The sequence below is a fragment of the Chitinophaga sp. HK235 genome (assembly GCF_018255755.1).
Classification (GTDB): Bacteria; Bacteroidota; Bacteroidia; order Chitinophagales; family Chitinophagaceae; genus Chitinophaga.
Map to the genome: position 1 here is coordinate 6246367 of NZ_CP073766.1, position 24195 is coordinate 6270561.

Annotated in this window: 16 protein-coding genes; 4 read left to right on the plus strand and 12 right to left on the minus strand. The window is 47.9% G+C overall.

Features of this window, described 5'->3' with window-relative positions:
• Nucleotides 1–20: 20 nt before the first annotated feature.
• Nucleotides 21–785: a prolyl oligopeptidase family serine peptidase gene (locus tag KD145_RS23750; protein ID WP_212002274.1), complete on the plus strand. Its 765-nt coding sequence runs from the start codon at nt 21–23 to the stop codon at nt 783–785.
• 70 nt (nt 786–855) lie between these two features.
• Here KD145_RS23750 and recJ read toward each other — a convergent pair whose 3' ends face one another.
• A complete protein-coding gene (gene recJ, locus KD145_RS23755; RefSeq protein ID WP_212002276.1) occupies nt 856–2562 on the minus strand; it encodes a single-stranded-DNA-specific exonuclease RecJ in 1707 nt (568 codons plus the stop codon).
• A 138-nt stretch (nt 2563–2700) separates the two neighbouring features.
• Entirely contained in the window at nt 2701–3666 is a 966-nt protein-coding gene (locus KD145_RS23760) for a polyprenyl synthetase family protein (RefSeq protein WP_212002278.1), read from the minus strand.
• 313 nt (nt 3667–3979) lie between these two features.
• Here KD145_RS23760 and KD145_RS23765 point away from each other — a divergent pair, with 313 nt between their 5' ends.
• The 3 genes from KD145_RS23765 (at nt 3980) to KD145_RS23775 (ending at nt 9523) form a co-directional block, all read left to right on the plus strand.
• Nucleotides 3980–5536: an OmpA family protein gene (locus KD145_RS23765; protein WP_212002280.1), complete on the plus strand. Its 1557-nt coding sequence runs from the start codon at nt 3980–3982 to the stop codon at nt 5534–5536.
• A gap of 162 nt (nt 5537–5698) precedes the next feature.
• A complete protein-coding gene (locus KD145_RS23770; protein ID WP_212002282.1) occupies nt 5699–7651 on the plus strand; it encodes a KUP/HAK/KT family potassium transporter in 1953 nt (650 codons plus the stop codon).
• Between the two features lie 114 nt (nt 7652–7765).
• On the plus strand, nt 7766–9523 hold the full coding sequence (locus KD145_RS23775) for a glycoside hydrolase domain-containing protein (protein ID WP_212002284.1): 1758 nt from the start codon (nt 7766–7768) through the stop codon (nt 9521–9523).
• An 89-nt stretch (nt 9524–9612) separates the two neighbouring features.
• Here the strand turns inward: KD145_RS23775 and ftsZ are convergent, their stop codons facing one another.
• The 10 genes from ftsZ to KD145_RS23825 form a co-directional block, all read right to left on the minus strand.
• The gene (gene ftsZ / locus KD145_RS23780) at nt 9613–11382 is read right to left on the minus strand and encodes a cell division protein FtsZ (RefSeq protein WP_212002286.1); all 1770 of its coding nucleotides are present in this window, start codon (nt 11380–11382) and stop codon (nt 9613–9615) included.
• 173 nt (nt 11383–11555) lie between these two features.
• Nucleotides 11556–12962: a cell division protein FtsA gene (gene ftsA / locus KD145_RS23785; protein ID WP_212002288.1), complete on the minus strand. Its 1407-nt coding sequence runs from the start codon at nt 12960–12962 to the stop codon at nt 11556–11558.
• Complete coding sequence (locus KD145_RS23790; RefSeq protein ID WP_212002289.1) at nt 12959–14044, minus strand: cell division protein FtsQ/DivIB; 1086 nt, start codon at nt 14042–14044, stop codon at nt 12959–12961. Before KD145_RS23790 ends, ftsA begins: the two co-directional genes overlap by 4 nt.
• A gap of 21 nt (nt 14045–14065) precedes the next feature.
• A complete protein-coding gene (murC, locus tag KD145_RS23795; protein ID WP_212002291.1) occupies nt 14066–15427 on the minus strand; it encodes a UDP-N-acetylmuramate--L-alanine ligase in 1362 nt (453 codons plus the stop codon).
• Between the two features lie 22 nt (nt 15428–15449).
• Complete coding sequence (gene murG, locus KD145_RS23800) at nt 15450–16544, minus strand: undecaprenyldiphospho-muramoylpentapeptide beta-N-acetylglucosaminyltransferase (RefSeq protein ID WP_212002293.1); 1095 nt, start codon at nt 16542–16544, stop codon at nt 15450–15452.
• Between the two features lie 42 nt (nt 16545–16586).
• Complete coding sequence (locus KD145_RS23805; RefSeq protein ID WP_212002295.1) at nt 16587–17786, minus strand: FtsW/RodA/SpoVE family cell cycle protein; 1200 nt, start codon at nt 17784–17786, stop codon at nt 16587–16589.
• 58 nt (nt 17787–17844) lie between these two features.
• Nucleotides 17845–19185, minus strand: coding sequence for a UDP-N-acetylmuramoyl-L-alanine--D-glutamate ligase (murD, locus tag KD145_RS23810; RefSeq protein ID WP_212002296.1), 1341 nt, complete (start codon nt 19183–19185; stop codon nt 17845–17847).
• A 38-nt stretch (nt 19186–19223) separates the two neighbouring features.
• A complete protein-coding gene (gene mraY / locus KD145_RS23815) occupies nt 19224–20483 on the minus strand; it encodes a phospho-N-acetylmuramoyl-pentapeptide-transferase (RefSeq protein ID WP_212002298.1) in 1260 nt (419 codons plus the stop codon).
• Nucleotides 20484–20569: 86 nt separating this feature from the next.
• Nucleotides 20570–22036, minus strand: a complete 1467-nt coding sequence (locus KD145_RS23820; protein ID WP_212002300.1) for a UDP-N-acetylmuramoyl-L-alanyl-D-glutamate--2,6-diaminopimelate ligase — start codon at nt 22034–22036, stop codon at nt 20570–20572.
• Nucleotides 22037–24142, minus strand: a complete 2106-nt coding sequence (locus tag KD145_RS23825) for a penicillin-binding protein (RefSeq protein WP_212002301.1) — start codon at nt 24140–24142, stop codon at nt 22037–22039.
• Nucleotides 24143–24195: the final 53 nt, after the last annotated feature.

The following is a 24195-nucleotide window of genomic DNA, read 5'->3' on the forward strand; positions in this document are numbered from 1 at the left end:
TTTTAGTTTATAGCTGTTATATGGAAAAAAGAAAGATTGTATTTTTTAACCATGTCTTAGTCCTGGGAATGTTTGTTTTATTCTCCTGTTCAAAATCAGAAAAAGTCACGCCGATAGATCCGGCCCCACCCAGAGACACTTTTCCCCAACAGACTGCCGGTCTTACCGTAGATGCAATCAGCCAGCCCGGCTCCAATATCACCAATTACCTGCTGTATATCCCCGATGGCTATAACAGTCAGACTGAAAAATGGCCACTGGTGATTTTTTTACATGGTGTGGGGGAAATAGGCACCAATATCGATGTGCTTCGTAATGTGGGTCTGCCCAAAGTAGTAAAAGGCAAACCATTTGTGATGGTAGCGCCGCAATGCCGGGCCAACTGGTGGAATACAGATGCGCTGGAATCACTTTATAAAACGGTGGTCAGCAGATACCATATAGACCCCAACCGGGTATATCTCACCGGGTTAAGTATGGGAGGTATGCAAACATGGGACTGGGCGGTGGCACATCCGGAACGTTTTGCCGCCATTGTGCCTATCGCCGGAAGAGGGAATGTAAGCCTGGTTGGGAAGATAAAAGACCTGCCCATATGGGCTTTCCATTCGGCCGATGATCCTACGGTATCTGTATCCGGTTCGAGAGATATGGTCAAAGCCCTGCAGGCCCTGGGCAGCAATGTGAAATATACCGAGTATCCTAATGGAGGCCACGACTCCTGGACCCGTGCTTATGCCACGGCGGATTTATATACCTGGATGTTGAAACAGAAGAAGCAGTAATGTCATACAAGGGAGCGAAGCTGCAAAGGCGCCAGGGATAACATTCTTGGCGCCTTTTTTATTTTGAATGTTAACAGGCAGCCCTGATATCAATTACTTTCAGTTGAAGGGTGGTTTGTCCGTTCCACTCATTTTCATCAATGTTGAAAACCATGTCAAATGGCTTGCGGCTGTTGACAATCGGAAATTTCTCTGCCATATAAAATCCTATTCCCGACAGGGCAGGACCGGTTTTACCTTGTTTTACGGAGAATTTAATGTGTTCTTCCTTTACCAGTCTGGAATAACCGGTATCCGTCAGATTGCGGGCGAGGAAAACAGGCCGCAGGTTGTCCGGGCCCAGTGGCTCGAACTGTTTCAGAATATTGTAAAAGGCGGCAGTAATATCTGTGAAGGATATTTCAGTATCGATGACGATCTCCGGTACAAGCTGGTCTGGTCTGATGCTGCTGGCCACCACTTCTTCAAATCGTTGCTGGAAGGCCGGTACATTTTCCGGTTTGAGCGTCATGCCTGCAGCGTAAAAATGGCCACCGTAATTTTCCAGCAGGTCCTTACATTGATGAATAGCCTCATACACGTTGAATCCTGTTACAGACCTGGCGGAGCCGGCTACCACATCGTTTGATTGAGTCAGGATAATGGTAGGGCGGTAGTAGTATTTGTCGATCAGCCGCGAAGCTACGATACCTACTACACCTTTATGCCAGTGGGCCTGGTAGAGCACTGTGGATTTTTTCTGCGCGATGGTGTCATCGTTTTGCAGCAGGGATACAGCTTCCTGAGTAATGGTGTTGTCAACCTCCTTGCGGTCAAAGTTGTCAGCATGCAATACGGCTGCAATGGCGGCAGCTTTCTCCTCGTCATTTTCGATGAAGAGGTTTACTGCTTTACGGGCGTCGTCCATGCGTCCTGCGGCATTAACGCGGGGTGCAATCACGAACACCAGGTTGGAGATCGTCAATTGCTCTTTCAGGGCACTGAGGGTGATGAGTGCTTTGATGCCTGGCAGGGGATTGCTGTTCACTTTTTTCAGTCCGTGAAAGGCCAGCACCCTGTTTTCTCCGGTCATGGGCACAATGTCGGCAGCGATGCTGGTGGCTACCAGATCGAGGTATTGATTGGCTTCTGATATGGGCAGGCCACGTTTCTGGGCGTATGCACAGATCAGTTTGTAGCCAATGCCGCAACCACTCAGTTCTTTATATGGATAGGGGCAGTCATACTGTTTGGGATTGAGGATGGCCACTGCGGGAGGTACTATGGCATCCGGCAGGTGGTGGTCGCAGATGATGAAGTCAATCCCCATTTCTTTGGCCTGGGAGATGAGTTCTACGGATTTGATGCCGCAGTCCAGGGCTATCACCAGGCTGAAGTCGTTGTCCCTTGCAAATGCAATTCCTTCGTTGGAAATACCATAACCTTCACGGTAACGGTGTGGAATATAAAATTCTATGTTATTATAGAGTTTGTGCAGAAAAGCGTATACAGTAGCGACTGCGGTCGTGCCGTCTACATCATAATCGCCATATACCAGTATTTTTTCGTGCCGGAAGAAAGCCAGTTCTATGCGGGAGATGGCTTTGTCCATGTCTTTCATCAGCCATGGATCATGAAGGTCTTCGAGGGTGGGGCGAAAAAACTGGCGGGCCGCTTCATAGGTGTGCACATGGCGTTGTACCAACAGCCGGCACAACAAAGGGTGTATGCGTAGCGAGGATTGGAGTAATTTTTCCTGATTTGGTTGATATGCTTTGACTGTCCAGCGTTTTTGCATTATGTTCTGGTAAAATAGAAACAGATTAAAAAGAAAAAATGTAAAATAATCAATGTAAACAGTAACAGTGGCAACGTAAAAGGAGCCTATTAGGGTTACAGTTTACATTTATTATTTTACATTTTTAATTTTTTCTTTCTAAAAAGTTCTGTCCGTCGTAAACCTTACGAGGGATTCCAGTCCGTTCCGGATTTCAGTTTGCGGGAAACGATGCAGGATAGCGAGTGCTTCATCGCGGTATTGCAGCATTTTCTGCTGTGCGTAATCTATTCCTCCTGAAGCTTTTACTAGCTGGATTACTTCATCCACACGGTCTTTTTCCGTATTATGGTTCTTAACGATATTGATGATTTTCCGGCGGATATCCGGGGTGGCGTGTTCCAGCGTGTAGATGAGCGGGAGCGTCATTTTCTTTTCACGGATATCAATGCCTGTAGGTTTTCCGATTTTGGCGGTGCCATAATCGAAGAGGTCGTCCTTGATCTGGAAGGCGATTCCTACTTTTTCGCCGAACAGGCGCAGCTGTTCGGTGGCATCGTCGTCCTGGCTGGTACTCCATGCGCCGGCAGCGCAGGCAGAGGCCAGCAGGGACGCAGTTTTCCGCCGGATGATCTCAAAGTAGATGTCCTCCTTGATATTGAGTTTCCGGGTTTTTTCTATCTGCAGCAGTTCGCCTTCACTCATCTCTTTCACTGCCTGGGATAATATCTGCAAAGCTCGGAAATCATTGTTGTTAAGAGACAGCAGTAGTCCTTTGGACAACAAATAGTCGCCCACCAGCACCGCTATTTTGTTTTTCCACAATGCATTGATGGAGAACAGGCCCCGGCGTTGGTTTGCGTCATCTACCACGTCGTCATGCACCAGGGTAGCTGTGTGTAACAGTTCTACCAGGGCGGCAGCCCGGTAAGTGCTTTCCGGGACATGATCATTGAAAAGCCGTGCGGAAAGCATTACGAACATCGGCCGGATCTGCTTCCCTTTTCGCTTCACAATATAGTGCATGATCCTGTCCAGCAGCGGCACGTGGCTCTTTACGGAATCCGCAAACTTTTCTTCAAAATCCTGTAATTCCTTACCTATCAGTTGCTTAATATCGTCCATGTAATAAATAAAAAGGATTGCTAAGCTAGGTTTTAAATAGGAAATTTTAACATTTTGGCCTTGAATTTGTATATGAAGTATAACATTCCTTTAACACAGGTTAAGGATTCCTTTAACAGGCTTTAAACAATGAGTTTAGCAGAACCTTGAATAAGGTATGTAAATAGTTTCATTTAAGCTCTAATATTGAAGCACTTATCAATGAAAATAATATTGCAAGAAAAATTTGTATATTCATTTATGATATTTACCTTTGCTAGGTAAAAAACGGGTTATTAGTAAATTTTTAACAGTTTTTAAATAAAACACAATTATGGCAAGCAAAAAGTACTTATTACTGGCAGGCGCTGTGGGGTTACTAACAGCATCTACCGGTTTTGCACAGGTTCAACCAACCGGCTATGATGCACTGGATTCTTCCAAAGTGTCAGGCAAGCGGTTGGTACAACAAAATAACTTCATGAACCACCAATCCAACTTTCCTGCTAAACCCAGGGATATGTGGGAGCTCGGTCTCAGTGGTGGTTTGCACCTGATCAGCGGAACCGTTCCTCCTCATCCAGGTTTCGGTGGTGGTATCTCACTGAGAAAAGCACTGGGTCATACCTTCTCCGTAAGAGCTGAGTACATCGGTTCTATCGACAAAGGTCAGGACTATCAGCTGCGTCCAATTTCTTCTGTTGGCGGTTTCCCTAATCCATGGGGTCCTACTGCAGCAAAGAATGGTGGTTATTTCGTTCCTAACTACAGGTCCCAGAACCATCAGCTGTCTCTGGACATGATTGCCTCTCTGAGCAACATCCTGTTCTACAGAGCAGAACCTAAAATCAACTGGTACGTACTGGCTGGTTACTCTATCGTAGCTGCTGACGTAGACGTTGACGCTCTGGACGGTAACGGTAATGGTTATGACTACAGCGGCATCAACTTCGGTGCAAAACGTAGCGATATCAGAAAACAACTGAACAGCCTGAGAGATAAAAAATACGAGTCCAACGCTCCTTCTCAGGGTAACAGAATCTCTCTCGGTCGTCACGACAACAACCAGCTGATCCGTCACGCTCTGGATGTTGGTACCGGTATCGCTTTCAAAGTAACTAAACGTTTCAACATCGGTCTGGAAGAGAAACTGACTATGCCTTTTGACGCTTACCTGGACGGTTATTCCGGCCCTGGTGGAGCTTCTAAAGACTTCTACTCTTACACCAGCCTGCGTCTGAACTTCAACCTGGGTAACGCTTCTAAACGCGTTCAGCCTCTGTGGTGGATCAACCCGCTGGAATACGCTTACAGCGAGCTGAGCAACCCTCGTCACATGAAACTGCCTACTCCAGTACTGCCTGATGCAGACGGTGATGGCGTTACTGACCAGTTCGACCGCGAACCTAACACTCCTGCTGGCGCACCTGTTGATTCTCACGGTGTTGCTAAGGATACTGACGGTGACGGCGTTCCTGACTACAAAGACAAACAACTGATCACTCCGACTTACTGCCAGCCAGTTGACGCTGACGGTGTTGGTAAATGCCCAGATCCTGAGTGCTGCAAAAACATCGCTCCTGTAGCTACTTGCTCCAGCCTGGTTCTGCCTAGCGTTTCTTTCAAAGGTAGCGCTACTAAAGTTGGTCGCGATCAGGAAGCTATCCTGGGTTCTGTTGCCTCTACTCTGAAAGCTAATCCTTCTTGCAACGTGCTGGTTACTGGCCACGCTGGTGCTAAAGGTAAAAAAGGTGGTGTTGATCTGAGCAGCCGTCGTGTTGACGCTGTGATCGACTACCTGGCTGACAAACAAGGTATCGACCGCGGTCGCTTCATCAAACAAAACACTCCTGGTGAGTCCGGTACTGTTGACTTAGCTCCTGCTAACTAATCAGTTTCACTCATTGAGATGAATAATTAAAAAGTCCTCTCCCACTCATCTGGGAGAGGACTTTCTCATTATGCCAACCCCTACCGGCCTCTTCACTGTCACCTTTTATTGCTGATCTCAATATTTCCTCCTAATTTTGGAGGCTTTTTAAAAAAAAATTTTGTGGGCATAAACATTAACAGGGTATCCCTGGCAGGTTTAGTAGTAGCGCTGGGTATCATCTACGGCGACATCGGAACTTCTCCGCTCTATGTTTTTAAAGCCATCGTAGGCGGTAATCCCATCAGCGACCTCCTCGTCATCGGAGGTATTTCCTGTATTATCTGGACGCTGACTTTACAAACCACCGTTAAGTACGTTATTCTGACCCTAAGGGCTGACAACAAAGGGGAAGGTGGTATCTTCTCCCTGTATGCGCTCGTCAGACGACACGCCAAATGGGCCGTTATTTTCGGTATGATCGGAGGCGCAGCCCTCCTCGCAGACGGGATCATCACTCCGCCAATCACCGTCACTTCCGCTATCGAAGGGCTACGTACCCTCGAAGTATTTAAAGACCTCAGCCAGCTGACCATCGTCAAAATCGTATTAACCATCATTACCGGACTCTTTATCATGCAGCAGTTCGGCACAGTGTCTATAGGCCGCATGTTCGGTCCTATCATGGTACTATGGTTTTCTATGCTGGGTATCCTCGGTATCTCCCACATCGCAGACGATATGAGCATTATGAAGGCGTTTAGCCCTCATTATGCCATAGAACTGCTGACCACCTATCCCAAAGGATTCCTCATCCTCGGTGCCGTTTTCCTCTGTACCACAGGGGCCGAAGCACTCTATTCCGACCTCGGTCACTGCGGAAGAGGCAACATCCGGGTATCCTGGATCTTCGTCAAAACATGTCTGATCCTCAACTACCTCGGACAAGGTGCCTGGTTGCTCACCCAGAAAGGACAGATCCTTCCTAAAGATCAGAACCCCTTCTTTACCATCATGCCGGAATGGTTCATCATTTTTGGGGTACTCATCGCTACGCTGGCTTCCATTATCGCCAGCCAGGCCCTGATATCAGGCTCATTTACGCTCATCGCAGAAGCGATGCGCCTCAACCTCTGGCCTAAAATGAAGGTGAACTATCCCACTGAAATGCGCGGACAGCTCTATATTCCCGGTATCAATACCATGCTGTTTGTAGGCTGTGCGGCTATCGTTATACTCTTCCAGGAATCTTCTCATATGGAAGCGGCCTACGGGCTTTCCATCACGATCTGTATGCTGATGACCTCCTGCCTGTTCGCCTTTTATCTATACACGCGGAGGGTATGGACAGGATGGATACTATTATACCTGGTGGTATATCTCTCCATAGAATTCTCCTTCCTGTTTGCCAACCTGGTCAAATTCATGCACGGTGGTTATGTCACCGTTATCGTGGCTGGTGCCCTCTTCCTGGTCATGATCGTATGGTTCAAATCCCGCAAGATCAAAAACCGCTATGTGGAATTTGTGAGACTGGAAGATTATCTGCCTATCATACAGGAATTGAGTAATGACACTACTATCCCCAAATATGCCACCCACCTGGTATATATGAGTAGTGCCGATAATCCGAAGGAAATAGAACATAAAATCATCTACTCCATCCTCAATAAAAAGCCTAAAAGGGCTGATATTTACTGGTTTGTACACGTAGACGTGGTCGATGAACCTTACCTGAGCGAATATTCGGTTCAAACTATTATCCCCAACGAAGTAATACGGGTGGAATTCCGCCTGGGCTTCAAAGTGGAACAAAGGATCAACCTGATGTTCAGAATGGTGGTGGAAGATATGGTACGTAACAAGGAAGTGAATATCACCAGCCGTTACGAATCACTCAGCAAAAACAATGTAGTAGGAGACTTCCAGTTTATCGTGATGGAAAAATTCCTTTCTCACGACAACGACCTGCCACTGTACGAGCGGATGATCATGAAGATGTACTTCTTCCTGAAAAAAATCAGTTTGTCAGAAGAAAGAGGTTTCGGGCTGGATTCCAGTTATGTAACTATCGAAAAATACCCGCTGGTAGTGGCTCCTGTCACCAACCTGCAGTTAAAACGCATTATACATTAACCGGCTGATAGAGATTTGATTATTTAGGATTTCCCGCAAAAAATCCGGATATTTTTAAGATCTTGGGTGATAGGATTTTGTGGGAAAACCCAAATAATCAAATCTCTATTTAGTATGGTGAACAAATTTTTTGGCGTGCTGGTATTACTGGCATTGCAACAAAACGTATGGGCCCAGAGCGGTCCTGCTGCCGGATATCAGGAGTTGCCTGATCCCCGGCCTGTCAATAAAGCTTCCTGGGAAGCTGTAAAGGGCAACCAGCTCCACGTTGCCTTTGGTTCTGCCGATATCCGATACGAAAAAAGAAATGCTCCCGATCCCAACAGCCTGACCTCTTCCTGGGGTACTAAAGCCTGGAAAGGCGAAAGAGTACATACACAGTTCCTCCTCTGGACCACCAACCCGCTCACTGATGTGAGTATTGAAGCCGGTGCCCTGCAGGGCGGTAAAGGGGCTGTTATTCCCGCCAGTGCGGTCACTACAGGCTTTGTACGATACGTAATGACTGACGAGCTGAATAAGGACGGCAGTGGCTGCGGTTATCGCAAGCCTGAAAACTTCGACTCTTCACTGGTGGCTGACGGTATTGATATACAGCGTAAAATGAACATAGCGGCTAATAATACGCAGCCTGTGTGGCTGAGTATACAAGTGCCGGCTGGTACCACTCCGGGCCTCTATAAAGGTCTTGTGAAGGTGAAAAACGGCAACACAATCAGTAGCCTGCCTTATGAGATACAGGTAGTTAACCATACGCTCCCTGCGCCTAAAGACTGGAAGTTTCACCTCGACCTCTGGCAAAGCCCTGATGCTGTGGCCCGGATGTATGGCGTAAAACCCTGGAGCGAAGCTCATTTTAAGGCGATGAAGCCTTATATGCAGATGCTGGCAGCAGCCGGACAAAAATGCATTACTGCCACTATTATCTATGATCCGTGGAATAGTCAGACGGAAGACGTGTATGGTTCTATGGTAAAGTGGACTAAAAAGAAAGACGGTTCATGGGCTTTTGACTATACCGTTTTTGATAAATGGGTACAATTCATGATGGACCTCGGCATCAAAAAGGAAATCAACTGTTACAGTATGATTCCCTGGAACCTGAAATTCTATTATTATGATGAGGCGAAAGGTAAAGACACATTGCTGATTGCCAAACCTGGTTCTCCGGAATATGCGGCCCACTGGCAGCCGATGCTGAACGATTTTGTGAAGCATCTGAAAGCCAAAGGCTGGTTTGATATTACCACCATTGCCATGGATGAGCGTCCAATGGCAGATATGCAGGAAGCCCTGGCCCTGATCAGAAAAGCAGACAAAAACTTCAGATTATCGCTGGCGGGTAGTTATCATGCGCCACTGGACAAGGATATCTATGATTTTTGTGTTGCCTCCAAGGAGCCTTTTCCGGATGAAGTGCTGAAAGAGCGGGTAAAAAAGGGATGGCCTACTACATTCTACACCTGCTGTACAGAAGGATTTCCTAATACCTTTACTTTCTCTCCTCCGGCAGAAGCTACCTTTATGGGCTGGCATGCTGCTTACAAGGGGTATACCGGTTACTTACGCTGGGCTTATAACTGCTGGGTAAAAAAGCCGTTGCAGGATAGCCGTTTCCGTGCCTGGGCTGCAGGGGATACTTATTTCGTATATCCGGGACCGCGGTCTTCCATTCGTTTTGAGCGCCTGGTGGAAGGGGTGCAGGACTATGAAAAAATCCGGATTTTAAGGGAAGAATACACCAGAACTCGCAACGCTGAAGGGCTGGCAAAGCTGGAAAAGATGCTGGCACCATTTGATATCAATGCGCTGAAAACCATTCCGGCAGCAGATATGCTGCGAGGGGCGAAGCAGCAGCTGAGTGAATTATAAAAGAAAAATCCTCCGGGGAACCGGAGGATTTTCTTTTTAACACAACTAAAAAAACAATCAAATGTCCGAATGGAATATCTCTAAGTTCATCAATCGGGCTTCTTCCCATCTAAAAATGTATTGATAGTATTTATTTCGGGATGGTTGTTTTGTCCTGGTTCACCGCTTACAGTGTAGTTGGAATAGAAGTGTTCGGCGGAGCCGGCACCATTTTCCAGGGCTACATTGCGGCGCAGATAGGCCGGGATGTTTTCAATTTCCGCGTTGTTGTCCATGTTTTTTACGTTGAAGCTGATGCTGCGCAGTTTGGCAACTCTTTCTGCCTGTTTGCGTTTTTGTTCTTCCAGCTCTTCGTAGGAATGTTGCATGGGCACTTCAGGGGGCAGTGGGTGGTGGTTCATTTCCTCTTCCCGGTACACCATTTTCATTTCAGGAGGCGGGGTATTGCCTGGTTCCACATAGATGTGTGACGGCCTGCTGAGGTAACCGCCTGCGCTGCTACCGCCTTGAGGCTGAATTACGTTCACATTGGGCTGTGTGGAAGGCTGTACCTGTTGCGGCTGATGTTGCTGGTGCAGCTGCTGCATCTGTTGTTCAGGTGTCACCTGCGGCTGTTGAGCAGGCACTTGTTGAACGTTCAGTACATAGTTCTGCCGGGCAGGAGCGATGGGCGCCTGCTGTTGTGGCGGAGTATAGCCGGTAGTGGGTTCAGGATGAGGCACTGCGGGTTCCATCAGACGAGGGGCCATCAGGTCTTGCGGTTCGTGGAAAAGCACGCCCTGTGCCTGTTGCGTGTTCATCTTTTTCTCATCCCCATCTTTACCCAGCTGCATTACGATTTTAGGCTCGGTACGTTCCGGTGTGGAAGGTGCCATTTTCATCTGCTGGATCGGTTTCTGTTCAAAACCGGTAGCGATGATGGTAACACCCAGTTTGCGGTCCAACGTCTGGTCGTAGCCCACACCCAGGATCACGTCGCAATCCTCACCTGCCTGGCTCTGTACATAGGCCTGGATGATGTCCATTTCATCCAGTGTATGTTCAAATTCACCTTCAGAAGAGGAGATATTGATAAGGATCCATTTGGCACCACGGATATCGTTGTCGTTCAGCAGCGGAGAAGTCAGTGCATCTTCGATCGCTCTTTGTGCACGGTTTTCGCCTTCTGCGATGGAAGAGCCGAGGATAGCCACGCCACCGTTACGCATAACGGTGCAAACGTCGGCAAAGTCCACGTTGATCTGGCCGGTGGAGTTGATAACGTCGGTAATACATTTGGCAGCAGTTGCCAGTACGTTATCTGCTTTTTCGAAGGCAGCCTTAAATTTAAGGTCACCGAATTTCTGCCTTAATTTATCATTGGAGATGATCAGCAGGGTGTCTACATACTCTTTTAGTCGTTGAACACCTTCATCTGCCTGCAGCATTCTTTTTTTACCTTCATAAGAAAACGGGGTAGTAACAATACCAACGGTCAGAATACCCAGTTCCTTACATATCCGCGCGATGATAGGGGCGCCACCGGTACCGGTGCCACCGCCCATACCGGCAGTGATGAAGGCCATTTTAGTATTTACCTCCAGTATTTTTTTGATTTCTTCAAAGGATTCTTCTGTCGCCTGTTTCCCGATTTCGGGATTGGCGCCGGCTCCAAGCCCCTGTGTGAGGTGAGGACCCAACTGTATTTTGTTGGGAACAGGGCTGTTTGCGATAGCCTGGGCATCGGTATTACAGATAATAAAATTCACCCCTTCAATGCGTTGGCTATACATATGATTCACCGCATTACTTCCACCGCCACCAATGCCGATGACCTTGATGATAGAAGATTTTTCCTTAGGAAGATCAAAATGTATCATGACTCTATACTTTTATGGGTTAGTACGGATAATTAATAATGAACATGTTAGATGCTAATTGCGTGTATTCTTTGCCGTTAATATGGTTCATTTGTCCTCTCATTATTAATTATCGTTCTTGATTGCATATATATTAAACGTTTGCTGCTCGCAACAATTGCGCCATTTCACATTTACAGTTTTGCGTCTTCTTCTTCTGTAAACATGTCAATGATTTTTGTTTTCATTTTGTCCAGAAAATTCTTGAGCGAAGCATTTCTTTCTTTTGCTTTCCTGTCCTGGATTTCCTGGGAGGAAGGTGCTTCTTCCGTTCCCCAATCGTCTTGCTGGGTAGCTGATTGTGCAGCTTGTTCCTTGGCGAAATAGCTGGTATTAATTTTTACATAATTTTCTTCGAGTGACTTACGGTCATTTTCATAATCGTTGTAACCTTTGAGTATCAATCCTACGCAGGTAGCGTACATAGGCTTGGTCAGTTCTTCGTCGAACAGGCCACTGGACAGGTGTTCGTTGGGGAAGCCGATGCGTGCACTGGCGCCGGTAGTGTATTCGGTGAGCTGGATCAGGTGTTTCAGTTGAGAACCGCCACCAGTAAGGATAATGCCGCCATTCAGCATTTTATTGTCCATACCGATCTGTTTGAGGTGATACACTACGAAATCGAGTATCTCACTCATACGGGCCTGGATGATATGTGCCAGGTTTTTAACGGATATTTCCTTGGGGCTTTGTCCGCGTAAACCGGGAATAGTGATATAAGCGTTGCTTTTAGCTTCATCGGCCAGGGCATAACCGAATTGCACTTTCATCTGTTCAGCCTGTGTTTTTAATACACCGAGGCCGTTTTTAATATCATTCGTGATGTTTTCCCCGCCATAAGGAATAACAGCAGTATGTTTCAGGATACCTTCATAGAACACAGCCAGGTCGGTGGTACCGCCTCCGATGTCTACGATGGCAACGCCGGCTTCAAAGTCCATGTCGCACATGACAGCGGCGGCAGAGGCCAGCGGCTGCAGTACCAGGTCACGGATTTTCAGCCCTGATTTTTCCACACTACGGTTAATATTACGGATGGCGTTTTTATCACCGGTGATGATATGGAAGTTGGCACCCACCTTCACCCCAGACATACCAATAGGGTAGGTGATATTCTGCAAACTATCCACAATATATTGCTGCGGGATCACATCAATGATCTGATCACTGGCAGGGATAACGGTTTTGTACTGATCGTTGATCAGCTGGTCAATATCTTTCTGGGATATTTCCGCCTCCACATCATTGCGGACAATATCTCCACGGGTTTGCAAACTTTTGATATGATGACCGGCGATGCCGACATATACTTCATTGATCTCCAGATGGGGGCTGGAGGCATAACAGTTTTCCAGGGCTTGCCTGATGGCTTTTATAGTCTGGTCAATGTTCAGCACCATGCCGTGCTGCACACCAAACGATGTAGCTTTACCGAATCCCAGGATTTCCAGTTTCCCGTATTCATTCTTCCGTCCTGCTATGGCAGCAATCTTCGTAGTTCCTATGTCGAGACCTACAATGATGGGAGCTTCCTGATTCATGGCGTTTTTTGTTTTTTTGATGTGTTAACAGATTTATTCCCTGGCTTATACACTGCTTTAGGTTGTTGCTTGGGCGGCGCTTTTGCTTTCTCCTGTTTCACTTTTTTCTCGGGCGCCTTTGCCTTTGCTTTAGTTGTGGTGGCTGGTTTGACAGCCTGTTTGACGGGTACCGGTGGATGTTCCGGTGGCCTCGCTACCGTTTTCTCCGCTGTATCTTCACTATTGTCTCCGATGGGCGGTTCGTCCGGCATAAACTGTTTTACCGTGTCTTTGGGTATCACCGGTTGCAGCGGTGCTACACCATCCTTACGCGTACATACTACCTCATTCTCAAATGCTACATTGATCCGCGTGTAATTATTCCAACCTACCTTGTTCAGTCCTTCCTTGTAAAAAGCCAGCAGTTTGGTGAATTTTTTTTCTATGTCCGTACCTTCTCCGAAAACGATCACCTGGTCGCCCAGTTTGGGTATGAACTCGAATTTCCGGTCGGGGGTGATCATCAGTTGTTCTACCTGCGCCATCCAGAAAGGATCTTTGCTGATAAAACTTCCCATGTCCACAATCTGGGCGGCAAGCAGACTATCTGTCCGCTGCAGCTTTTCCACATCGGTGGGGAAGCCGGTGAAAACCGGTACCCTGGCGGCGTAGCGCGATGAAACCGGAATACGTTCCGCTGCTTCATCGAAGTAAAAGCTGTTGCCCGAAAAGGTAAACACCCTGGCTACAGGCTCCCGTTGAGTGACTTTGATATGCAGTTCCTGTTTACTGGTGAAATAGATTTCTGCATTCTTTACCCAGGGATCCTGGTCCACCACTGCTTCCAGTGACCTGATATTGATATCCCTGATGGGTTTTCCAACCGGGTTCAATGTTTTGTTTTTTGTAAGCAAAGAGCGGATATCCTTGGCTTCAATGAAGAAATTATCATCCTTCCCTTCAAATTTCACCTGAATACCTTTACAGATACCACCGTCTTTGTCTTTATTGGCTGCTACCAGCAGGATAATAAAGCCTGTGAACGCAAGCACCCAAAGGAGCAACGCGCCCAGTCGTTTTAATATCGTCGTGGTTTTGGCCATTCTTGTGATTCCGTGATTTTATTATTTAGCTTTCAGTAACTGGCTGATCGGTTCTTTTAACTGATCAATATCGCCGGCTCCTGCTGTTATCAATAACGGGGCTGGTGTTTTCTGCAGCCAGTCCAATACTGCTTCTTTTGACATAATCTGTACCGGTGCAGTAATTTTTGCCGCCAGTATTTCGCTGGTCACTCCTTCTATGGGCAGTTCCCTCGCCGGATAGATGGGGAGCAGGATTACTTCATCCGCCAGTGAAAGGCTTTCTGCAAAACCATCGGCCAGATCACGGGTACGGGTAAACAGATGCGGCTGGAATATTACCGTACAACGTTTGCCCGGGAATAGTGTTTTAGCACTGGTGATTAGCGCGCGCAGCTCTTCCGGATGATGGGCGTAATCATCGATATACACCTGGCGATCATTTTTGATCACATATTCAAACCGGCGTTTGATGCCTTTAAAGCTCTCCATGGCCGCTTTGATCTTTTCACTGTCTATACCCAGCAGGTGTGCTACAGTAATGGCAGCTATAGCGTTTTCCACATTGTGCATACCACCGATGTGCAGGCGTACCTTGTCGATCATCCAGTTCTGCTGCACTACATCAAACTCATAACCGCCGTGTTCCATCCTGATGTTGGCAGCATAAACATTGGCTGCGTCATTCTGCAGGCTGTACATCAGTTTGTTGTCTGCTTTCAGCTCTCTTTCGCGATGCAGGCCAAACTTAGCAATCAGCGTGCCATTGGGCTTGATGTTGTGTGTATATTGAATAAAAGCTTCTTCCATTGCTTCTGCAGTGCCGTAAATATCCAGGTGATCTGCATCCATGGCAGTTAACACTGCGATATCCGGACTTAATTTCAGGAAGGAGCGGTCATATTCGTCTGCTTCGATGACTGCTACTGCTTTGTCTTTGTCGCTGCTCCAGAAATTCCGGTTGTAGTTGACACTGATACCACCCAGGAAAGCATTGCAGCCATAACCGCTGTGCGTGAGCAGGTGAGCGATCATGGTAGAAACGGTGGTTTTACCATGTGTACCTGCCACGGTGATGGCAAACGATGATTTGGTGATCTCCTGTAATACATCGCTGCGTTTTACGACTTCAAAGCCATTATCACGGTACCATTGCAGCTCTGTATGGGAAGCAGGGATGGCCGGCGTGTATACGACCAGGTTAGCCTGCCTGTCCAGCAGATTGATATCATCGGTGTAATGGATCTGCATACCTTCTGCTTCCAACTGCTGCGTAAGCGGTGTTGAGGTACGGTCATAACCGCTTACGGCCACTCCTTTTTCATTGAAGAAGCGGGCGATGGCGCTCATACCGATACCGCCGATGCCAATAAAATAAACCTGTTGTATGTTGTTCAAATCCATATATCCGAATCCCTGAATCTCTTTATCTGAAAATGTTAATAACTTCTTTTGCGATGATCATATCTGCGTTGGGGTTACCCAGTTCGCCGATATTTTTTTCCAGCTGTTCCATCAGCGCCCTGTTTTGCAGAAGGCTGAACAATACACCGGAGAGTTGTGCGCCTACCTCATCATTCTTAATGATCAGCCCGGCTTTTTTGTTCACCAGGTTCATAGCGTTGGAAGTCTGATGGTCTTCCGCAGCGAATGGATAAGGCACGAATATCACTGGTTTTTTCACTACACAGAGCTCGGCGATGGCCAGGGCTCCGGCGCGTGATAATACTACGTCTGCAGCTTTGTAGGCCATGTCCATCACATTGATGAACTCATGCACCTTGATATGGGATGCATAAGGTGCTGCAGCAGCTTTGGCTATTTCGTAGTAAGGCTTTCCTGTTTGCCAGATCAGCTGCAGGTCTTTCTGCACGATGGTTTCGAGCAGGGGCTGCAGCGCTTCGTTGATGGATTTGGCACCCAGACTACCGCCTACGGCGAAGATGGTCTGTTTATGATTGTTCAGTCCAAAGTGTTGCAGTGCATCTTCCCGGGATACGGCCGACTGGGTGATATTGTTTCTGACAGGATTGCCGGTGAAGACGATCTTGTCTGCCGGAAAAAATTTATCCATGCCATCATAAGCCACACAGATCTTTGCTGCTTTTTTGCCCAGGATTTTGTTTGTTTTTCCTGCGAAGGAATTCTGTTCCTGAATCAGCGTTGGAATACCATTTTTCTGTGCCCTTCTCAGCATCGGGAAGCTGGCATAACCACCTACACCTACTACTGCATCGGGTTGGAAAGTGTCCAGTATATTTTTGGCCTGACGCAGGCTTTTCCAGATTTTGAATGGCAGCAGGATATTTTTGAAAATATTGCTGCGATTGAAACCGGCGATTTCCAGTCCTTTGATCGGATAACCAGCCTGTGGTACTTTCTCCATTTCCATTTTGCCGGCGGCGCCAACAAAAAGGATGTCGATATCCGGTTGAATTTTCTTCAACGCATTGGCAATCGCTATCGCCGGGAAGATATGTCCTCCCGTGCCTCCACCTGCTATAATCACTTTGCGTTGCATTGTTTCTTCAGTTACGATTGATATTTATGTTATAGATACGTATCAGGCTACTGCTGCGTTTTCCGCTTGCGCCGCCATTACACGTTCGAGTCGTTCTTTTTCTGCCTGTTTACCTTCCATTTCTTCCACGTTGCGCGACACACTAAGGATAATTCCGATGGCCATGCTGGTGAAGAGTACGGAAGATCCGCCCATGCTGACCAGTGGCAGGGGCAACCCTGTTACCGGAAACAGCTGTACGTTTACCGCCATATTGGTCAGTGCCTGTATGACCAGTGTTACACTCAGGCCTACTGCCAGGAATGCGCCGAAGGCATAAGGACATCTTTTGTATATCCGGATACTGCGTAGTAATAATACCATGTAGGCCGCCAGTATCAGGAATGCACCAAACAGTCCGTATTCTTCTATGATGGTGGCGTAGATATAGTCGGAGTAGGCGTGGGGCAGAAAGTTACGTTGTGTACTGTTGCCCGGGCCTTTCCCCAGCAGTCCGCCGCCGGCGATGGCTATATTGGCCTGTTGTACCTGATAGGGTACTTCTGTATGGTCGTCGTTCAGGAAGCTGTCGAGCCTTTTTTCCCAGGTTTTGGTACGCATATCGTTACCAGACAGTTTCGCGATGGCAAACATCAGCACTACCAGCAATGCACCGGCAGCTACCATGCCGGCAAGAAATTTTACCGGTACCCTGCCGATGAAGCAGAGCAGCATGCAACTGGCCATTAACAGCAAAGCCGTGCTCATATTGGCCGGCATGATGAGTATACAGATAACCGCTACGGGAGTGATGATGGGCAGAAATCCTTTTTTGAAATCGTTGATCACATCCTGGCGTCTCGACAACTGACGGCTGACATACATGAAGATGGCAAGTTTGGCCACATCCGATGTCTGGAAGGTCAGGTTGATGATCGGTAGCCTGATCCACCGGCTGGCATCGTTGATATGTGATCCGAATGCCAGTGTGTATATCAGCAGTGGTATCGATATCAGGAAACCTACCTGCGCCACCCTGGAGTAAATAGTATAGTTTACCCGGTGTGCAAAATAGATGATCACGAGGCCCATACCCAGTACGATAAGCTGCTTCAGGAGATAATACTCCGTATGGCCGCCGCGTTCACGATAAGCCAGTGATCCGGTTGCGCTATATACGGCCAGCAGGCTCACCAACGATAGAAAAATTACTATCGTCCAGATGACCTTATCGCCTTTTGTTCTATAGAGCAAACCGTTCATATTAGTTAATTACGTTTATTCCTTACTGTTATTCAATCCCCTTTACCAACCAGATCCACTATAAAGCCTTTACAGCTTCCTTGAATTTCCAGCCCCTGTCTTCATAGTTTTTAAACAGGTCGAAGCTGGCGCAGGCGGGAGAGAGCATTACCACATCTCCTTTGGTGGCCTGCTGAAAGGCTTCCCGAACAGCATCCATCATGCTGGAGGTGTTGATCATCACCGGCGTATCTTTTGACAACGCTTCGATGATGGGGGTATTGTCAATACCCATGCAGATGATGGCCTTTACTTTTTCTTTCACCAGATCGCGGATAGCGGAGTAGTCGTTGCCTTTGTCTACACCACCCATGATCAGTACGATGGGCTTTTCAATGCTTTCGAGGGCAAACCATACGGAGTTGACGTTGGTAGCCTTGCTATCATTGATAAAATCCACTCCTTTTACGGTTGCCACATATTCCATCCGGTGTTCGAGGCTTTTGAAGGAAGCCAGGCTTTCGCGGATTTTTTCTTTTCTGATGTCCATGGTCCTGCCTGCAATTGCTGCTGCCATCGAATTATACAGATTGTGTTTCCCTTTTAGTGCCAGATCATACATCGACATGATGACCGGTTCTCCGTCAACCAGTATTTGCAACTGCTCGTTGGCGATAAAGCCGCCTTCTTTCAGTGGTTTCATGATGGTAAAAGGTATTGATGTTGAATAAATGGGTTGCTGCGCCAAATGCTGCATGATCTCGGGATCGTCCATACAATAGATGAAATAATCTTCTTTTGTCTGGTTCATCGCGATCCTGAACTTGGAAGCCACATAATTTTCCATTTTGTAGTCGTACCGGTCCAGATGATCAGGCGTAATGTTGAGCAGGATGGCTACGTTGGGTTTGAATTCCACGATGTCATCCAGCTGAAAGCTGCTGATTTCAATCACATAATACTCCGCTGGTGCGGTTGCCACCTGTCTGGCATAACTAACGCCAATATTACCTACCATGGCCACGTCCAGTCCTGCCGTTTTGAAGATGTGGTAGGTGAGGGCGGTGGTGGTGCTTTTGCCGTTGCTGCCGGTGATGGCAATGATCTTTTTACCTTTTGAAAAACGGTAGGCCAGTTCTATCTCAGAAATAACCGGTATGCCTTTTTCGCGTACCTTTTTCATCAGCTCTGTTTTTTCAGGGATACCCGGACTTTTGACGATTTCGTCAGCGTTCAGGATAATATCCCAGGAGTGATGTCCTTCTTCGAAAGTGATGTGGTTTACCGCCAGTTCCTGTTTATAGTTGTCTTTGATGATGCCGCCTTCGGATACAAAAACATCATACCCTTGCTGTTTTCCCAGCAAAGCTGCTCCTATTCCACTTTCTCCTGCTCCTAATATGATGAGTTTGTGCGCCATTTTCGTTTATTCTTTCCTGTTATATTTTAAATAATTGATTATCTCATTTTGAGGGTAGCGATGGTAAATACCACGCACATGATCGTTACGATCCAGAAGCGTACGGATATTTTACTTTCGTGGTACCCTAATTTCTGATAGTGGTGATGCAGCGGCGACATTTTCAGGAGGCGTCTGCCTTCACCATATTTTTTCTTGGTGTATTTGAAATAAGACACCTGCAGCATCACTGACAGCAGTTCCACCAGGAATACGCCGCAGAAGATGGGTATCAGCAGCTCTTTACGCACGATGAATGCCAGTGCTGCGATGATGCCACCCAGTGCCAGACTGCCGGTATCACCCATAAACACCTGTGCAGGGTAGGCATTGTACCAGAGGAAACCCACACAGGCGCCCACAAAGGCTGCGATAAAAATAGACAGCTCGCCCAGGTTGGGGATGTACATGATGTTCAGGTACTCCGCAAACTGAATGTTGCCCGATACATAAGCAAAAATGCCGAGACATACTCCGATAATGCCCGACACCCCTGTGGCTAGTCCATCCAGTCCGTCCGTTATATTAGCGCCGTTGGACACGGCGGTAATGATAAAGATGACGATCAGGATATAGATAACGAAGGTGTATTTTTCTGCGCCAGGTATCCATGAAATCAGTTTGGCGTAGTTGAATTCATGGTTTTTCACGAACGGGATGGTGGTGATCGGTGTTTTTACGTCCACAAACCTTTGCCCTTCGCGGGTTACCCTTTCGGGGTGGTTGGTGGGGCGTCTTTCGTAGGCTGCCAGTTTCTGGGTACCCATCAGTTCACGGGATACTACCACGTCGTTGTTGAAATACAGGGTAGTGCCAACGATGAGGCCGAGTCCTACCTGTCCGAGTATTTTAAATCTGCCGGCCAGTCCTTCCTTATTCTTTTTGAATACTTTGATGTAGTCGTCGAGGAAGCCGATGAGACCTAACCAGACGGTACTGAGCAGTACCAGCCAGATGTACACATTGGCTACCTGTGCAAACAGGAGGGTGGGAATGATGATGGCCGCGAGTATGATCAGACCACCCATGGTAGGGGTCCCTTTTTTGGAGTTTTCACCCTGAAGGCCCAGCTCACGGATTGTTTCACCGATCTGTTTGCGTTGCAGGAGCTTTATAATACGTTTACCCAGCAACAGAGAGATAGCCAGCGACAGCAGGAGGGCCATCGTTACACGGAAGGTAATAAACTGAAACATACCACCGCCGATGACGCTGATCTTAAATTCTGTTTTCAGGTAATTTAAAAAATAATATAACATATTGTTTTAGTCGTAGCCGTTCATCTGCATCGTGAGATGCGGCTGTTAAGTCATTGAGTTATTTACTATTGTTCCTTCCGTAAAAATTATTTGTCCAGCAGCTTCATTACTTCTTCCAGCACTTGTTTATCATCGAAGGGATGTTTCACCCCTTTGATTTCCTGGTATTTTTCGTGTCCTTTTCCGGCCACGAGGATGATGTCTTCTTTACCTGCCAGTGTGAGTGCGGTTTTAATCGCTTCTTTACGGTCGGTAATAGAGATCACTCTTTTTTTCTGGTGTACAGGTACGCCGGCTTCCATTTCCCGGATAATTGCATCCGGATCTTCGGAGCGGGGATTATCGGAGGTGAAGATGACGCGGTCGCTGCTATCAGCTGCTACAGCAGCCATTACAGGCCTTTTGGCAGTATCCCGGTCTCCACCACAACCTACTACGGTGATCACCTGTTCGTGACCTTTTCGCAGGTTTTTGATGGTGGCCAGTACATTTTTCAATGCATCCGGCGTATGGGCATAGTCTACGATAGCGATGATCTGGTCATGGGCAGACACGATATAATCGAAGCGGCCTTCTGCACCCTGGATGTCGCTGAGGGCGCGCAGCACGCTTGTTTTGTCTTTGCCCAGTAATACGGCTGCGCCGTATACAGCGAGCAGGTTGTAGGCGTTGAACTCACCGATCAGGCGGAAGTGTACTTCGGTATCATCTACCTGCATGATCAGTCCGGTGAGGTTGTTTTCCAGGATCTTTCCTTTAAAATCAGCCAGTGTACGCAGACTGTAGGTGGCCTTTCTGGCTTTGGTATTTTGCAGCATCACCATGCCTCTTTTGTCGTCGAGGTTGGTGAGGGCAAATGCCGAAGCAGGCAGGTTATCAAAGAACGATTTTTTCACCCGGATATATTCATCGAATGTTTTATGATAATCCAGGTGATCGTGGGTGATATTGCTGAAGATACCGCCGGCGAATTTCAGTCCAGCGACGCGTTGCTGGTGTATGGCATGGGAGCTGACTTCCATAAAGGCGTACAGGCATCCTTCATCCACCATTTTAGCCAGCAGGGCGTTGAGGCTGATCGGGTCCGGTGTGGTATGGGTAGCCGGTATAACGGTATCGCCTATCTGATTTTGTACTGTGGACAACAATCCACAATGATACCCCAGTCTGGTAAACAAACGGAACAGGATGGTGGCGATTGTTGTTTTACCGTTGGTACCGGTAACGCCTACCAGCTGTAGTTTGTGGGAAGGGTTATCATAGAAGTTGCCGGCCATGATACCACTTGCCTGAGCGCTGTTGTCTACCTCGATATAGGTAACATTATCCAGCAGCACGGCGGGCATTGTTTCGCAGATAATAGCTGCAGCGCCCTGAGCGATGGCTTTATCGATATACTGATGTCCGTCTGTATGTACTCCTTTCACTGCAATGAAGGCATCGCCGGGTCCAATGGACCTGGAATCGATCATGAGGGTGTTGATGGTAATGTCTGTATTACCCTGAACGGCCCTGATGCCTACATTGTATAATATGTCTCGCAGCGTCTTCATCTAGCTCAGTTCTATTACGATTGTTTGTTCGTTTCCTATTCTTGTACCGCCGGGGAGTGATTGTGTTTTCACTTTTCCGGCTCCTTTTACTACTACGCGCAGGCCTGCATTTTCCAGCAGGTACAGTGCGTCTTTGAGGCCCATTCCTGTCACATCGGGCACAGCTCCTTTAGCCTGGGCAACCGGTTCGAAGGTGATTTTCCGGTTGCTGACGCTGGGGCTAACCCAGCTGTTGTTGGCCACGGAGCCGCTGATGGGCAGCTTCAGGGTTCTGAGTATCTGTTTCCATTCGCCGCCTTTCCCGTTTTTGAGGGCCAGCAGGGTATCAAGCTGCATGGTGGCCTGCAGGGGCTTTTGTTTTTCCACGGCGATGGCGTACAGTTTGTCGGCTACCTCGCGGAATACCGGTCCTGCAACGTTGGCGCCATAGAAGCGCAGGGCGTGCGGTTTGTTTTTGATCACTACCACGCAGGTGTATTGCGGGTCATTTGCGGGGAAGTACCCGGCAAATGAGGATTGGTAGATCTTGTCGGCATAACCGCGGCTGCCGTTGGCCACCAGGGCTGTACCGGTTTTGGCGGCGAAGTTGTAGAAGGGGCTGCGCAGTTTTCTGGCAGTACCGTCTGTGGCTACGCCTTCCAGCATGGCTTGCACTTGTTTGAGGGTGCTGGCGGAGCAGATACTGTCCATGACTACGGTAGGCTCAAACTGTTTAACTACCTGGCCATATTCCATGATAGAATTGACGAGGTAGGGTTTCATCATTTTACCGTTGTTGGCCACAGCGTTGTACAGCATACAGGTCTGCAGCGGGCTTATCAGCACCTCATATCCGAATGCCATCCATGGCAGGGTGGTGTTACTCCAGGTTTTGGAGCTGGTGGTTTTAATCACCGGATGGCCTTCCCCCACCAGGTCGATTCCCGTATTCTGGTCCAGTCTCAGTTGTTTGAGGCGGGCCACGAATTTGTTGGGCTGTCTGCCATAGTGTTGAACGGCCAGTTTTGCCATAGCGACATTGGAGCTGAGCTCAAATGCGTGTTTGATGGTTACGTTCTGGGGGCCTGGATGCGGTTCGGAGTCGAAAACCGTTCTGCGTCCAACCTGCCAGCGTCCGCCGTCCATGTTAACCATCGTGTTCATGGTGGCGTATTTATCTTCCAGCACGGAGATGAGGGTGGCCAGTTTAAAAGTGGATCCTGGTTCTCCCACCTGCAGTGCGAAGTTCATGTTTTCCCAGTAGCTACCGTCGGTTTGGCGGCCGAGGTTAGCGATGGCTTTGATTTTCCCTGTTTTCACTTCCATGAGGATGCAGGTGCCGTGGTCAGCTTCATTTTGCACCATCATGTTCATGAGGGCTGTTTCCACGATATCCTGCATGTTGACGTCAAGGGTGGTGATGACATCTTTACCGTTTTCCGGTTCGATATCGTACCCTTCCACCGGAACGTAGGTACCGCCGGCGATGCGGCGCATGAGCCTTTTACCGGTAACGCCTTTCAGGTATTCGTTGTAGGTCCTTTCGAGGCCTACGCTTTGTGAATTTTCGCGGGCCAGCCCGATGGTCCTGTTGGCGAGGAGTTTAAAGGGGTTGATGCGTTTGCTTTTGCTTTCAGCGATCATGCCGCCTTTGTTTTTTCCGAGCCTGAACATGGGGAAGGAGCGCAGTTGCTGGTACTGGTTAAAGGGTACGTCTCTTTTCAGGAGAAAGTAACGGTCCTTTGATTGGTACCCATCCTGCAGCAGTTGTTTGTAGGCCGTTCTGGTGCGGTCGCCAAACAGTTGGGACAGGCTGAGGGAGAGGGAGTCGAGGTTTTCTTTAAAAACCTTTCCTTTTTTATCCCGCAGTCCGTCGGCTGCAAAATCTATCCGTATATCGAAATACGGGATGGAGGTAGACATCATTCTGCCTTCTTCCGAATAGATGGTGCCTCGTTCCGCATCGAGGGCTACGTAGCCGGTGTGGAGGCTATCGGCCATATTGCGCCAGTAGCTGCCTTTCACGTTCTGGATGTAAAATACTTTAGCCAGAATGGCGATGCCAAACAGAACCATGCCGATCAGGCACAGATACACACGCCACAATATGTCTTTTTTTACGTCCACGTTCCAGCTGTTTAGCTTTAAGCTTTTAGCGGATAACTTCCAGGGTTTAGTTG